The 15,356-nt window shown below is 37.2% G+C and carries 15 protein-coding genes; 3 read left to right on the top strand and 12 right to left on the bottom strand.

Annotated features, from left to right (window positions below):
- Positions 1 to 57: 57 nt before the first annotated feature.
- The 4 genes from B9Y84_RS02970 to B9Y84_RS02955 form a co-directional block, all read right to left on the bottom strand.
- A complete protein-coding gene (locus tag B9Y84_RS02970) occupies positions 58 to 915 on the bottom strand; it encodes a DUF5777 family beta-barrel protein (protein ID WP_085515602.1) in 858 nt (285 codons plus the stop codon).
- Between the two features lie 122 nt (positions 916 to 1,037).
- Entirely contained in the window at positions 1,038 to 1,592 is a 555-nt protein-coding gene (locus B9Y84_RS02965; protein WP_085515601.1) for a YceI family protein, read from the bottom strand.
- A 121-nt stretch (positions 1,593 to 1,713) separates the two neighbouring features.
- A complete protein-coding gene (locus tag B9Y84_RS02960) occupies positions 1,714 to 2,511 on the bottom strand; it encodes a c-type cytochrome (RefSeq protein WP_139827928.1) in 798 nt (265 codons plus the stop codon).
- A 31-nt stretch (positions 2,512 to 2,542) separates the two neighbouring features.
- A complete protein-coding gene (locus tag B9Y84_RS02955) occupies positions 2,543 to 3,316 on the bottom strand; it encodes a hypothetical protein (protein WP_085515599.1) in 774 nt (257 codons plus the stop codon).
- 525 nt (positions 3,317 to 3,841) lie between these two features.
- On the opposite strand from B9Y84_RS02955, the gene B9Y84_RS02950 reads away from it, so the two are divergent.
- The 3 genes from B9Y84_RS02950 to B9Y84_RS02940 all read left to right on the top strand — a co-directional run bounded on the left by B9Y84_RS02950 (position 3,842) and on the right by B9Y84_RS02940 (position 6,284).
- The gene (locus B9Y84_RS02950) at positions 3,842 to 5,059 is read left to right on the top strand and encodes a caspase family protein (protein WP_085515598.1); all 1,218 of its coding nucleotides are present in this window, start codon (positions 3,842 to 3,844) and stop codon (positions 5,057 to 5,059) included.
- Between the two features lie 125 nt (positions 5,060 to 5,184).
- Positions 5,185 to 5,547: a response regulator gene (locus B9Y84_RS02945; RefSeq protein ID WP_085515597.1), complete on the top strand. Its 363-nt coding sequence runs from the start codon at positions 5,185 to 5,187 to the stop codon at positions 5,545 to 5,547.
- Positions 5,548 to 5,705: 158 nt separating this feature from the next.
- Positions 5,706 to 6,284, top strand: coding sequence for a fasciclin domain-containing protein (locus B9Y84_RS02940; RefSeq protein WP_176223688.1), 579 nt, complete (start codon positions 5,706 to 5,708; stop codon positions 6,282 to 6,284).
- An 82-nt stretch (positions 6,285 to 6,366) separates the two neighbouring features.
- Here B9Y84_RS02940 and B9Y84_RS02935 read toward each other — a convergent pair whose 3' ends face one another.
- From B9Y84_RS02935 to B9Y84_RS02900, 8 genes are all read right to left on the bottom strand, one after another.
- Positions 6,367 to 6,879, bottom strand: a complete 513-nt coding sequence (locus tag B9Y84_RS02935) for a ribonuclease HI (protein WP_085515596.1) — start codon at positions 6,877 to 6,879, stop codon at positions 6,367 to 6,369.
- A 138-nt stretch (positions 6,880 to 7,017) separates the two neighbouring features.
- Positions 7,018 to 8,574: an SDR family NAD(P)-dependent oxidoreductase gene (locus B9Y84_RS02930; RefSeq protein WP_085515595.1), complete on the bottom strand. Its 1,557-nt coding sequence runs from the start codon at positions 8,572 to 8,574 to the stop codon at positions 7,018 to 7,020.
- 255 nt (positions 8,575 to 8,829) lie between these two features.
- Complete coding sequence (locus B9Y84_RS02925) at positions 8,830 to 9,894, bottom strand: zinc-binding metallopeptidase family protein (RefSeq protein WP_085515594.1); 1,065 nt, start codon at positions 9,892 to 9,894, stop codon at positions 8,830 to 8,832.
- Between the two features lie 56 nt (positions 9,895 to 9,950).
- Positions 9,951 to 10,793 carry a transglutaminase family protein gene (locus tag B9Y84_RS02920; protein ID WP_085515593.1) on the bottom strand — a complete coding sequence of 281 codons (843 nt, stop codon included), beginning with the start codon at positions 10,791 to 10,793 and terminating at the stop codon, positions 9,951 to 9,953.
- A gap of 37 nt (positions 10,794 to 10,830) precedes the next feature.
- Positions 10,831 to 11,829, bottom strand: a complete 999-nt coding sequence (locus B9Y84_RS02915; RefSeq protein ID WP_085515592.1) for an alpha-E domain-containing protein — start codon at positions 11,827 to 11,829, stop codon at positions 10,831 to 10,833.
- Positions 11,830 to 11,893: 64 nt separating this feature from the next.
- On the bottom strand, positions 11,894 to 13,327 hold the full coding sequence (locus B9Y84_RS02910; protein ID WP_085515591.1) for a circularly permuted type 2 ATP-grasp protein: 1,434 nt from the start codon (positions 13,325 to 13,327) through the stop codon (positions 11,894 to 11,896).
- Positions 13,328 to 13,493: 166 nt separating this feature from the next.
- Positions 13,494 to 14,378 (bottom strand): 3'(2'),5'-bisphosphate nucleotidase CysQ family protein, encoded by an 885-nt coding sequence (locus B9Y84_RS02905; protein ID WP_139827927.1) that lies wholly within the window; start codon positions 14,376 to 14,378, stop codon positions 13,494 to 13,496.
- On the bottom strand, positions 14,375 to 15,346 hold the full coding sequence (locus B9Y84_RS02900; RefSeq protein WP_085515590.1) for a phosphotransferase: 972 nt from the start codon (positions 15,344 to 15,346) through the stop codon (positions 14,375 to 14,377). The genes B9Y84_RS02905 and B9Y84_RS02900 overlap by 4 nt, the downstream gene beginning before the upstream one ends.
- Positions 15,347 to 15,356 lie beyond the last annotated feature (10 nt).

Genomic DNA, 15,356 nt, shown 5'->3' with positions numbered 1-15,356 from the left:
CCTGCAAATTCACTAGTTAAATAAGTTTATTGTTTTTGCTTCCGTATCTTTAAATCATTAGAATACTCGGGACACGTTAAATCCAAAGTGAATATCTCCGTTAAAGAAATCACCTGAAGTCTCTGTTATAAAGCCCTTTTCAATCATGGCTCTGCTGTTAGTTAAATGAAGCTGAAATACATGACCACCAGTTTCGATATCTACTCCCACAGCAAGAGAGTTGTAGTTTAAATCAGCTTCTGGCACATCAAAGCGTTGATAATATTCTGCATTCAGAGACACTCTCTGTGTCAGTTTAAATCTTCCTCCAACTCCTAATGCAAACACATCGCTATTTTCTTGCTCAACAAGAATCATATTCCTGTGAATAATTGTGGGCATAACTTGAAAAGAAAAGCTATTATTGAACTTTCTGGCTATGAGCAATTGATGCGTATAGGTAAGCTTAGAGACAGTAGTTGTAAAACCTTCTTGCCCTTTCAAAGTCTTTAATGCAGCACTCGTCAAAAAAACAGCCGAAAAAGGCATTACTTTTCTACCTTTACTTTGCTTCAACAGCTTAACTTTCATAAAACTATCAAAAGTTTTTTCAAAGGAATTTCTTCCCAGTCCAATCGTGATTCTATCGCTCAAGCCATATTCAAAGCCCAATCTGATATTGGCACCATCTATACCGAATAGTTCGTACGCACCGGAGTTCAAGCGGCCAAATCTATGCGAAATCAGAAATTCAAAAGCCTTTGCTTTTCTTGTTTGCACTGTATGGCCGTTTATCAAACGGCTCCCTTTGAAAGTTGCCTCGGCATATATAATAGGCTCTTCCGTTTGGTCATTAAGAAGTGCCATTAAATCATTCTCTTGAGCTTTTACTGCAAGTGAAAGACAAAATATACTGATGATGAATATATATTTCATGATTTGTATTGTTGAAAAATTGATAATATGTAATGACTTTAAGCTAGGATAAAAAGGGAGCTAACACTTGCTAGCCCACCTCTAACCTTACATAATAGCTGTCTATTCTGATAAATTCTTACTTAACTTTTTAAAGGCATATATTGTAGTTCAATAGTGACTTCTACCTCTTCTGCTATATTTCGGAAAACTATAGTGGGTATATCAATATCATAATCTGCTACCCTGATCATAAATTTGGTGGTGGCCAATACATTATTATCTGTCACCTTAATTACCCCTCCAATATTAAGAGGTTTTGTCACTCCATGAATTGTCATTTTGCCTTTTACTTGCACCTCGTAGCTACCATCAACAGTCATATCTATGGGTGCTCCATTAACGAAATAGCCTTGAAACTTGGCTAAAGGAAACTTCTCAGATTCCATGTAATTTTCATTAAAATGCTCTTGCATCAGAGAGTTCTCAAACTGAAATGCGGTAATTGGTAAATTTATGACCACTTCGCTCCTTTTCATGTCTATGATGCTCTGAACCTTATTATTGATAGCTTCTATATTTTCTAAAGGGGCCTCAGAATAAAATTTAGCATAACCGGTTTTCGTGAAGTATTTGTCCTGCGCATGTCCTTGTTGCGACAGAATTAATAAAAGCATTGGAATTAGTAAATTTTTCATATTGTTTTATTTATGAGGTGAAAAATCATTAGCAGATCCTTACTAAATGAATAAACTCATAAAAATCCTTATAATTAGTGGACAAGAGAATCTGCTAATAATTGATTTATTTGATTTAAATTTATTGATTTGCACCACTATCTACCCAACAAGCTATCAACTCTATTTCTTGATCAGTCAAGCTTTTTCCGCTTGATGAAGGAGGCATAGTTTTCCCTCCAGTACGAGATTTAATGCGCCCAGCATTTCCTGTAATATTAGCCGCTTGTCTAAAATCAGGATTTACATTGCCTCCATGGCAGCTTGAGGTAACACAGTTTGCTTGAATGATTGCTTCAACAGAAGATAAGCTTACACTTGCTTCAATTTCAACATCTTGTGAAACATTACATGCACTTGCATCCCGAGCAAAAATAGTATATTCACCAGCTGCTAAATTTTCAAAAGAGGCCTCTGATTGGAAATCTGTATTATTTAAACTGAAGCTATAAGGAGGTTCTCCGCCTTCCGGTATAATCACAATTCCTCCAGAATTGCTACCGCAATCTGAATTTGAAGCTTCAACAGAAATATTTAATCCTGATTGATTCTTGATTTCTACATCAAGAGTATTGGTGCAGCCTTCAATGGTTTCAACAGTAATTAGGTAAGTCGATGCGGGTAAATTTTCAAATCTACCTGTTGCGTTTTCACTTTCTCCATCGATTGAAAACTTAAAAGGAGTTCCTTCTAGCCCTTCCACTTCTACTATTATTTCACCGGAATCATCTCCACAATTTGAATCTTCGGTAGAAACCAAAATAAGTTTCGGAACCTCTAAACAAGCATTATCTTCAGGCAATACTTCATATGTACATCCAAACGACAATAGGCATAAAAACCCTAGCAATAACTGAAATATCTTTATTGTTTTTAACATCTGTTCAAGATTAGATAGTGATAAGTAAATACTAAAGTTGGACAGTGGATAAACTCCAATTAAGCACCGTATGACCTTTTATTTCACCTCTTTTCGTATCCTGTGCAAAGTAGTATAAAGGTTTTCCTCCGTAAGTGATTTGTACCTTACCATCTATGCGAGTGATTGTGCCAAACTGATTTGATGAAAATGCAGAAGGTATAACTAAAGCACCTTCCACTTCGAAAACGGGCCATGCGGCTATACAACCATCTGCACAATTGCTTACATTTTCTTCATCATTAGCGAAATAGTATAAGGAATTACCTGTTGCATCCACTAAATAATTCAACTCAGAACCTTCAACAGTTTGTTGTCCAATTGATACGCTATAGTTAGATTTAGCAGCATACCATACGGAACCTACTCCATCCCCTTTTACATCTTCCTCGACTTCATCAGAAGCAAAATAGTATAATGGCCAACCTTTGTAAGTGGTTTGCTTTGATCCATCAGCTCTGGTGATGTTTGCAAAATCAGATGCATCTAAACCAGTACTTGTGGCAATATCTTTCATATAAAATACAGGCCATGCGCTTAAACAGTCATCAGTGCAAGCACTTGTGCCATCAACATCCTTAGTAAAGATATAAAGAGACAGTCCATTAGTATCTGTAATGATTTCTCCTAATGCTCCTTTATCAACAAGTTTGATCTCTGCGACATCTTCTGTTGGTGAAGGCTCTTCTGTTTCTGAACAACTCCAAGCGACTAAACATATGGAAGCAAATAGTAATTGAATTGATTTCTTTTTTAATGTTTTCATTTTAGATTTTCTTTTATTTTTTGTCTGCAACAAATTTATTAGCTAATCAAAATATTTTAGAGTATTGCATGTAGACAAAAGGAGTACAAAGACATTTTTTGAAGTAGTTTTGAAGTAGACATAATCTTATGAAATATTGATTTAAATGGTTGAATACCTGTTTTTAGAACACCATCACATGACCCATGAAAATTGGAATATACAGCACTAAAATTGAGGTTAAGGGTAAGGATTATGATAAGTTACTGTCATATGAGGAAATTCAAGGGCACCCATGAAGAGCATTCAAACAACTGAAGAAAACGCCATGCCCATTGGAAAATGTATGGCTTGGGTCTCCCCGATTCTGTTTTGAAGAAAGTTTATTATGAAAATGCTTTGAAGGTGATTCCAGAGATTAATCCTTCTTTATTTCTAGACATGGTTAATTCGAACTAGTTCAGGATAAATCAAATTCCTGATATTTGTAAGGCTAGAACACTCAATAAGAGACAGTTGGTATAATATTTTTGCTATATTTAAATAATGAAACGTCTCGTTTTTACCTTCTGCTTTATATCTCTTTCTGTTCTTAATGCTCAGGATATTGATATATCGGGTTTTTGGTACGGAAAAGTAGAAGTTCCATTCTCTTCTTCTTTAACAAGCACGTTTTACTTTGAGCAGAAGGAGTCATCGCTTATTGGATATTTGAAAATCAAAAAATATAAGAGTTCTGATTCAGCTAAAGCTAATTTATCAGGCACGATTTCGGATAAAGAACTAATGTTCAGGAGTACAGATTTTGAATATTCCTATCCTGGTGCCTGTCTTTCTATTCATGAATTAGTTTATGAAAAGAACGGTGATGTGGAGCGCTTATCAGGAAAATGGACTGGGAATTGGGAGCTAAGTACTTGTCCGCCTAGCCTCTCAGGAAAGATTCATTTGGTCAAGCAAAGTAGCAAAAGTCCTCCAAAACCAGATAGTCAGACACAAAATGTGATTACATCTGATGAGTACTCCGAATATGTGGTGAGCGAATTAAAAAAACGTAGATACTATGCTTTACTGATTGGTATAGAAGATTATCAAGATCAGGAAATCACAGATTTAAATCACCCTGTTAGTGACGCTGAGCGTATAGGAGAAGTACTTAATACTTATTATGCGTTTGAAAAGGAAAACATCAGTTTTCTTAAAAATCCGACTCGCTCCCAAATCATCGAAACATTAGATCAATTAAGTCATAAAATAACAGAGAAAGATCAGCTGCTGATTTTCTATGCAGGTCATGGGATTTGGGATGAGAAACTGAATCAAGGTTTTTGGCTACCTTCTAATGCCTCATCTAAAAATAAAGCACAGTGGATTTCTAACAGCACGATCCGAGATTACATTGGAGGAATCAACACAAAACATACCTTGCTTATTACAGACGCATGCTTCAGTGGGGGAATCTTTAAAGAAAGAGATTTGAATCTTGCTAATGGAAGAGCCATTTTAGAAATGTATAAACTGACAAGCAGAAAGGCCATTACAAGTGGTACATTAAAAACCGTTCCAGATGAAAGCGTATTTTTAAAGTACCTTGCCCAGCGACTGATTGAAAACGAAAACGTTCTGCTTTCTGCTGAAGAACTTTTTAACTCGTTTAAAATTGCGGTTATAAATAATAGTAAAAACGGTCAAGTGCCTCAATATGGAGCCATTTATCAATCAGGTGACGAAGGTGGAGATTTTATATTTTTACGGAATGAATAAGTTGAAGCTCAAATCCCACTTCTTGTACTTCACTTCCTAAACGGCTTTAGAAAAGAGTCTATCAGTTGAATAATTTTTTTGTACTTTTGATCCTATAAAGCGCTTATTTAAATTAATACAATTATATGACCAAAATTAAATACTTAATTATAGATGATGACCATGTATTCAGTCTATGGTTGAAAACGAATCTAGCAGATTTATTCCCCGATTTTGATCATATAAGTTCCAGAGTGGACACGCTTGGCGGTTTACTAGATATCCATAGAAATGAGCCCGATTTGATCTTTCTAGATCAATATATTGATGGATTAAGTGGTTTTGATGTATTGGATTTGATGAAGCAACAACCTAAGACGATCATGATTTCATCTGAAAAGGTGGATCAATCTAAACTAGCCGAATACCCAAATGTGATAGGATTTATCGATAAGCCTGTGGACTTAGATAAATTGAAAGCTTTGCTCAAAAGCCATCACATCATTTGATAATCATGTTTTCTAGCAAGTTGTGCAAATAAAAAGCAAATTGAATTTGCTTTCATATTTCAGTTACAGTAAGCGTAGGCCGCGAGAAAATCAGCTTTTTTATTTTTCAAACAAATTGATTTAAACAGAGTTATAAGGACTCACTAAATCATATCACTATGAAAAAATTAAATTACGTATTCGCTTTAGGATTAATATTTACGTTCCTAGCCTGTGGCGGTGGAGAATCAAAATCTGATCAGTCAGAAGAGAATTCAATGGAAGAAGCTGTAACTGAAGAATCTTCAGCTGTTGAAGAAATCGTTGAAGAAGATGAGTCTGCTAAAGATATCGTAGCCTTGGCAATGGAAACAGAATCCCTATCAACATTAGTATCCGCAGTTAAAGCTGGCGGATTGGTAGAGACATTACAAGGAGAAGGTCCTTTTACTGTTTTCGCACCTACCAACGAAGCATTCGCAGCTTTGCCGGCAGGCACACTAGATGATCTATTGAAGCCTGAAAATAAAGAGAAATTAGCTGCTATTTTAACCTATCACGTAGTGGCAGGAAAAGTAATGTCAACAGACCTTTCTGACGGCATGAAAGCTAAAACTGTTAATGGCGCTGAAGTAACTATTACGACAGCTGATGGTGCTAAAGTAAATGGAGCCAATGTTGTATCTGCAGATGTGGCAGCTTCAAATGGTGTAGTACATGTTATTGATGCGGTAATTATGCCTCCTGCTAAGAAATAATTAAATTCATTAACCAATTAGTAAAAGCTCCATGATTGGAGCTTTTTTTATGCCTATTCCAATCTGAAAACCTCCTATTGCCCTAATTTAAACTCCTAGATGCTTTTCTTGCTGCTCGGTCAACTAGCGTGAAGATTTTCTCAGTCTCGTTTTTTGTGAGACCAGCTTGATGACCCTTCACTTTGACAAATTCGCAGTTGAGCTGATCAGTTAATAAAAATACTTCACGATATAACTCATGATGATTCAATAGCCTTCCTTTCGCAGAATAAAAATTCTTCTCTTCCATTCCCTTACGCCTATCCTTCAAACTTATGATATTTTGAGAATCTGTATAAACGATTAGCTTTTCAGGGATACTTTCAAGTTTCCCTAGCGCCCAAATCAATGTCTGTAATTCTAATTTGGTTGAAGAGGTATTTTCAAACTGCTTGATCTGTATTTTTTGGTGCAGATCAGTATGATCCATTTCACTTTTATTAACTAGCAAAAAGGCACCGTAGCCCACTTTCAGTTGGTTGTTAACGCTTCCGTCAATAAAGAGCCCCCGAACCCCGCCAGTTGGCGGGGAAGACGCACTGATTTTCTTTTTCATTTTAATTTGAAATTTTGTGCTCTTTAAAGATATTTATACCCTCATCAATGTAAAAAAAAGAGACATAACTATTTTGTCATTCTACTAAGTATAATCCATGATAGTTTCCACTTTGGGGGTTAGGGGGCTGGGGCTGGCTTACCAATCAATCGGTCTATAATCCTTCAAAAACTTTCCACACCAGTGTTTCCCAGTATTAATGCCATCCAATAAAGGATCCATTACTCTTGCAGCACCATCCACTATATCTAAAGGCGGTTGAAAGTCGTGTTCCTTTTCTTTCTTTTTAGCTAATTCAGCCGGATCTTCATCAGTTACCCAACCAGTGTCAACAGCATTCATATAAATGCCATATTTAGCAAAATCTGATGCGGCAGTATGCGTCATCATATTTAAAGCTGCTTTTGCCATATTGGTATGTGGATGACGATCTTCCTTATGATAGCGATGGAATTTTCCCTCCATAGCCGATACATTAATGATATGCTTCTTTCCTGTATCATCCTTCTTCATAAGAGCCGCTAAGCGATTACAAAGCACAAAAGGCGCAACAGAATTCACCAACTGTACTTCCACCATTTCAATGGTGTTGATCTCGCCTAGTTTTAGTCGCCAGCTGTTTGTTTTCCGTAAATCTACTTGTTGTAAATCTGCATCTAATTTTCCTTCCGGGAATACCTCTTCAGCGCTTAAAGAATTATCAATGCTATACGGGATTTGAGATAGCTTGGCGGAAGAGCTCAGCCCCACTCCTAGCATTTTCCCGTGCCAGCTTACTGGAAGATTTTTTTGACCATCCGCTACACCTTCACTTAGCTCACGCAGCTCTCTCACGCAAGAATCATGATCTGATAGTAGTTCCTGTGCATAAGAAGGAAGTTCTGAAAATGGCTTTTCCTCATTGGGTATTAAATGCTTATAAAACCCGGATGGACGTCTTACCGTCTGCGCAGCATTATTAATCAATACATCTAATCGTTCGTATCGCTGTTCTATAAAATTACAGAAAATCTCTACACTAGGAATATGCCTTAAATCCAAGCCGTGAATTTTCAGACGATTTTTCCATTTGTGATAATCATCTTCTTTTGCAAAACGAAGAGCCGAATCTACAGGAAAACGTGTCGTTGCGATTACAGTGGCTCCGGCTCTTAACATCATCAGTGTAATATGATAGCCGATCTTCAGGCGAGAACCCGTGATGAGTGCCACTTGGCCAGTTAAATCAGCTGTTTGGAAACGCTTCGCATAATTAAAATCGCCACATGTAGGACACATAGTGTCGTAAAAATGGTGGAGCGTATCGTATTGTTCTTTGCAGACATAGCATTCACGTGGTTTTTCTAATTTCACATCGGATTTGGGAATACTGCCCGTTAAGGAGATCATTTTAGGAGCTTCAAACACTAAAGCCTCTCTTGCACTTCTAATGCCCGTCTTATTTCTTGCTTCTTTATCTTTTTCCTTAATTATTCTCTTTTCAGCTTTTTTTGCATCCTTCCTCCGTCTACGAAATTCTTCTCTGCTTGGCCTTGAAAATAAGCCAGCCGCCATGATGAGGGCTTTTCTTTTTTCTTTAGGGATATCAAAAATCTGATTGGTATCCTTATTCAATGCTTCCAAGATGGAGATGCATTGTTCAATCTGTTCTTCGCTGAAAGCAGTGTTTTTGCCTTCTTCGGTAATTTCTGTCATATACTAATTTTGAATCTGCAAAAATAGCGATGAATATTGAGTAATTTTTATAGATGAAGAATTAAAATAGCTACAAGTTCTATTAGCTTGTCAGCACTAGCATTTTACACTTAATCATCTACAATCTCTTCAAAATGCTTTTAAGCCTTGTAATGGTCTGTTGCAGATGATTAATGCACTAATTATGCCTTCTCGTAAAAAAATAGGACACAAAGGTTCTAATTATTTAAAGTAACAAATAAGGGGTTTATTTTACTAGCTGTCATACTCGTCTCTCTTTTTCATTCCAGTCAAAACCTGATGAATGAATTTCATTTTGCTGACCACCGCAGAAGAAACGACAAAGGGATATACATCAGGCACACCCATTGAACGGTTGATACTATTTACTGCAAAAGTCAGCGGAATAAAGTTTTTTAAGACCGAATCAAAGAGAGGTGCTTTGTAAGGATCAAGAGGTGCATTGAGCTCCATTTTATCATTAGTCGACTTTGGTTCGGTTTTAATTCCAAAATAATAGGCTGTTTCCACCATATCCATTATATGAAGATAGTGAGCCCATGTTTCTGCCCAGTCTTCCCAAGGATGTGAACTGGCATATTTGCTAATGTATGAATCCTGCCAATCTATTTTTCCTTCTCCCTTGTAATATTGCTGTAAACTCAGGCCGTAGTTTTGACGCTCATCGCCAAACAGCTTCCTGAAGTCGTTCAAGTTTTTATTGTTCGTACTAATTAAAACATCCCAAAAATAGTGTCCAACTTCATGTCTAAAATGGCCGATTAATGTCCTGTAGGGCTCCGATAATTCTCTTCTGGTTTTTTCCCTAAAAACTGAATCTGCCTCGCGCAGCAAAATTGTGACTATACCATTTGCATGGCCGGTCATTAGCTGACTTTGTTTTTGTCTAACTACAAAGTCAAATCCCAGACCTTTTTCATCTTTATGCTTACTTTTTAATGGTAGATGCAGTTTTTGTAATTGATAAATGAGCCGGTGCTTTGCTACTTCTAAATGTCGCCAATTTTCAACATTTTTAGCATCAGACAAATCAGGGATGATTCTGTTGAGTTGACAGGCTGTACAGAATTCTTCAGTACTTTCAATTGGGATAAGCCAATTACAGGTTTGGTGCTGTTTATTTTTACAAAATTTAAATGATAATTGTTTTTTAGCAGAAAAAAGAGTCCTTTGCTTTGGATCAAAAGTCAGCATTTGATGGTTTTGATCATAGTAACCGCTGATATAACCACAATTTTCGCAAGAGTTATTTTCAAAAAATAAAGCGTACTTGCAATTTCCGCATTCGAATATTTTCATTCCTGGACGCTACTGAATTAGGCTTTTAGAGAGGGCAAATATAAGCAAAAAACAATTTATAATGTCTTAATTACCAGTGAGGTTTCTAACTCCATTTTAGCTGAGCCTCTGATAGATCCTGTGACAGGCATAGTGTTTTCAGGAAATGCACTTGCAGCAACCGGTATATGTGTTTTTCCTGTCAAAATACCGTGGCTGGGATCTAAACCTACCCAGCCCGCTCCTGGTAAAAAAACTTCTAACCAGGCATGTAATTCATAGCTGGGTTCTTCCATTTCAAAGTAATAGTAACCGCTTACAAATCGACTAGCTACTCCTAACTGCCGCAAGACACTGATTTGCATCCAGGAAAGGTCTCGGCAGGAACCACTTTTCCCGGAAAAGCATTCTTCTGCTGGCATTGGGGCTCCTTCCTCACGATACACAACATCAAAATCATTATGAATCTGATCTGTTAAATTGGTTAAAAATGGAATTGATTGATGATCAGCGTCTTCAAGTATATTCTGAGCATACTTCATTAATTCTTCCCCCAATGGCTGCTTTGCCATACTGGCCTGAAGCAGCATGGCGTCATTGTTATTATAGGTAAAAGGGATTCGATTATATTCAAATGGCGTAATTATAAAATTAAAGGGATTATATTCCTTGATAGCAACGATTGTCTCCAGCTGAATAGTCAATTGGTTCGTTAAGCCTTCAAACCAGCAGAAATTAATTCTATTGTTTTCAGCATCCAGCAGTTCTTTATCACCAGCCATTTTTGGACTTACCACAAGATCATAACTTTCGGTCTGTGAATACGCTGTTTTTTTGGGATGAAACCTCAGGTAGTGTGGCTCTAAAAATACCTCTGAGTCAAACCGGTATCGTGTATGATGACTTATTTTTATTCTCATAAAGTGGTAATTTTAGATTTAGAAAAGAAAAAATCCTTTACTGTACCTGCTTATTGTTATTCGAAAACAGCGGATTTTCTGATTTATAATGATCTGCGACTGAGAAATAATTTTGGAAAATACTTTCAGAAACCTCATTAAGTCGCACTTGAATATTATCCAAAAATTCATGTACACCAGTCTCAAAAACTTCGTTGATATCAGAGTATTCTAGCTGAGAACGGAGTAATCCCAACTGTTTTTCGGCCGTGGACCTATAAATTGAGTCCTTGTTTGAATTGGAACGTAAAGAACGATCAACGTCAGTTAAACAGCTTAATATGGACCGAGGAAAGTGTTTATCAAAGATGAGAAATTCACAAATTCCCTGGGCTGTCAATTTTCCGTATTTTCGTCTGTACATATCGTAAGCACTTACCGATTTTAGTAAAGCTGACCATTGAATAAGATCGAAAGGCGACCCTACTTTAACTGATTCAGGAAGTAAAATATGGTATTTAACATCCAATACTCTAGATGTTTTATCTGCACGTTCGATCAACTGACCAATTCTACCAAAGTGCCAGCCTTCTGAACGCGAAATAGTCGAATTTAGAATACCATATAGCATTTGACATCCTTTCTTAATCTCTAAAAAGTAGTTCCTTGGATCTTTATTTTCCCATTTCTTTTTACTAGTCCCTTCCTTGACAAAATAGTAGAGATAATTTATTTGTTCCCAAACCTCTTTAGTTATTTCTGGTCTGATTGAGCGCGCATTTTCTCTCGCATAGACGATGCAATTATGCACTGAATTTGGGTTTCGTTCGTCAAATCCTAAAAAATGAATGACCTTACTTTTGCTTACCGTTTTATGAAGACTTTGATATAGAGGCCAATCTCCTGTTGTCACTACCAAGGGCCTCCATTGTGCTGCTTCATCAGGTTGGAGATCTAATGATAAATTGAAATTGACATCCATAAATCGAGCATAATTTTCAGCTCTTTCTATGTACCTGTTCATCCAGTAAATGTGATCTGCTACTCTACTTAACATTCTTTATAATTTAATGGTAACTGACTGATTTTAAGATTGCTATAAGTTCTACTTTATCTATTACTTAATCTAGCACCCAGGTATCTTTACTTCCTCCGCCTTGAGAGGAATTTACCACGATGGACCCTTTTTTAAGCGCTACACGGGTTAATGCACCAGGAGTAATCTTTATATCTTCACCAAATAGAATATAGGGCCTTAAATCTACATGTCTTCCCTGAATCTCGTCTTCGGATAATGTTGGCACCCTAGATAGATTGATCATAGGCTGGGCAATATAATTTCTTGGGTTAGCTTTGATCTTAGCTTTAAACTCTTCTTGTTCTTTTAAAGTAGATTTAGGACCGATTAACATCCCATAACCACCAGAAGCATCGGTTTGCTTTATCACTAAATTGGCGATATTTTCAAGTACGTACTTTCGGTCTGCTTCTTCATCGCAGATATAAGTTTGGACGTTCTCCAGAATAGGCTCCTCTCCTAAATAATATTTTATGATTCTTGGAATGTACGCATAGACTGCCTTATCATCAGCAACTCCTGTCCCAGGAGCATTCACCAAAACGACATTTCCCTTTTTGTAGGCATTGAAAAGACCAGGAGTTCCCAGTAATGAGTTGGGGTTAAAGATTAAAGGGTCAATGAAATCATCATCTACCCTTCTATAGATAATATGAACCCTTTTTAGTCCTTTAGTGGTAATCATATACACACAATCATCCTGAACTACCAAATCCCTTCCCTCTACCAGTTCGGCTCCAATTTGTTGCGCTAAATAGGCATGCTCAAAATAGGCTGAATTATAAGCTCCTGGAGTCATTACAGCAATAGTTGCTTCAGACTGCGGAGACAATGATTCCAGCATATCTCGTAAATTATGTGCGTAATTATTGACTGGTCGAACTTTTAACTTTTCGAATATTTCAGGAAAGGTTCGCTTTAAGATCTCTCTATTTTCCAACATATAAGAAACCCCAGACGGACATCGTAAATTATCCTCAAGTACATAAAACTGATTATCATCTCCTTTGATCAAGTCTGATCCTGAAATATGACACCATACGCCTTTAGGCGGCTTTAGTCCTATGCACTCTTTCAGATATGTGGCACTTGAAAAAATAAGCTCTTTTGGTACAATCTTATCTTTTAGTACTTTCTGTTCGCCATAAATATCCGCTACAAACATATTGAGTGCAGTTATTCTCTGCTTTAGTCCTCTTTCCAGTTTGTCCCATTCCACCCCATCTATTATCCTTGGAATAATGTCTAAGTGTAGTATACGTTCTGTACCCTGATTGTCGCTATAGACGTTAAAGGTCATTCCGAGTGAAAGCTGTGCTCGATCAGTTGATTTCTGCAGGAAGTTAAGTTTTTTCCAACCCATTTTTTCAATTCGGTCTCGAAAAAGTGTGTAGGAAGACCTAATCTGGCCGTTCTCATCTAACATTTCATCAAGAAAATGAGTGGTATCGTAATTACTTAAATTTAATTTTGGCATGTGGAGATTTTGAGTAGGAATGCTTTTAAGGTTAAAAATTAAGATAGCTAAAATTATTCTTAAAAAGAAGTTAGGAAGTACGAATTAGTTAAATTAAGTCGACTAAAAGTAGAATTATGAGGTTTCGAAAAATTTTTAAGGGCATTACTAATTGGAATATGAGCTTCTATTCACTCGCCAATGATCTTGCCAAATTCAAAATATAATTCGATAACTTTTCTTCATTCGTATACAGGACTCCTACATCATTCATAAAAGTGGTATTCGGATTGTTGAGCTCTAATTTTTCACCAAAACTATCTGAACAAGGCAAACCCAGTTCTTCGAAAAAAAGCCTGGTCGCTGCAAAATCCCATATGCTACCTCCTCCTTTACGTTTCTTAGGAAATTTAAAATAACAGCTTTTAGAGGAATGTATTACTGCTATAGCATTTCTTACTGCACCGTAACCCACATGCACCTCCAACTCCAAGCTCCTGTTTGATACCCAATTCCTTAATTCTCTTACTACTGGATCATAATAACTTTCTTTTTCCATGCTGTTATCTCTATAGAAATGAAGCTTCTGATCGTTTGTAGTAGGATGCTTGAATTTTTCACCATTTAATTGCAGACCTTTACCCAGTATCGAACTGTATACTTCCATCTTATCAGGTATACAGACTGCTCCAATAATAGGGTCCCCTGCCTTTGATATAAGGGCTATGGAAACCGAGTAACCGCTCCTGCTTTCTGTAAATGCTAAGGTCCCGTCCATCGGATCTACACACCAAAAATAGTCTTTTTCAAGCCTGGAAGAATCATCTGCTGCTTCTTCTGTTAACAATCCCAGATCATATTTCTGGATGCTTTCATGCAAATGCTCAAGTATAATTTCCTGTGCTTTTAAATCAACTTCCGTAACTACCTGCGAGGCCAATGAATCGCCACCTTCTTTGTTGGTCTTGTCAAAATGCTGATCAAAGCGTGATTGTATATAATCTCCTGCTTTTCTGGCAGCAGTTTCTGCGGTACTGCAAAGTGTGTTTAAGTCTTGAGTGCTCAGTATCATTTGCTATCTAATTCTTTCAGAACCTTCGTTGTGAGTTGTTCACTATAACCATGCATCTTCCAGTGCCCAGGGCTCCATCCATCCAGAAAGCGGTACAGATCGGCCCAAGCATAAGGATATAGTTTGGTCCATTCCTCTTTAATACTTTGAAATACAGTGCTTTGACCTAAGGCGATTTTGAGATGCTTAAAGTAATGATCGAGTAGTTCTTCTTCGTATTGTTGGCATTCGTCCGCTTCAAAACAACTGCTGATAAAATAAGCAACATCTTTCATGCCACAGCCTTTGCCTACATATTGAAAATCAACTGCAGCGACATCTCCATTTTCACTAAAGCAAAAATTAGCCAGTTTGGCATCTCCATGTATAATCGTTTGATAATTAGATTGTTGAAGGTGTTCGTCTATAGCTTTTGCAGCATTTTTCAAGGGAGTGTTTTGCATTCGTTCCCATTCATCGGGCCGTGTCTGCAGATGCCAATAGGTTCCGATAGGCCATAAGCCTTCTGCCGATGTGTTCATAAATTTAGCATGAAAATGAGCCAGCCATTTTACACAGCTTTTAGTATGGCTCAAGCTAACGTCATTATGATGTAAGCGAATTGGAAAGCCACTAGCATCTAGATCCTCCATGATGAGCAAGAGTTCATTACCAGCTTCCACAGCATGAAAGCTCTTAGGTACTCTACAGTCAGTGTCAGTCTTATGTGCGAATTCTTGATACCATTCGCGTTCGACCTGATAAGACTTTAGCTTTCGCTGATGAGATAAGTCCGTATTCCACCCTTTCGGATGCTGGCTGGAATCAGGTAGCTGAATGTGCTTAACGATTAGACTGGAGTACTTCCCTTCTTCAAGGAAATATCGTTTGATTTCACCATAATCGCTCCAAAGCATTTGGACTGATTCTGTCTTCTTTATACTCAGTGCTCCTGAAATGGATAGTATCTCTCGCTCAACCTCGATCATAGAGATGCAA

This window comes from Marivirga sericea, assembly GCF_900177665.1.
Classification (GTDB): domain Bacteria; phylum Bacteroidota; class Bacteroidia; order Cytophagales; family Cyclobacteriaceae; genus Marivirga; species Marivirga sericea.
Note: the sequence above shows the minus strand (reverse complement) of the source record. Positions and strands in the feature narration are given on the sequence as shown.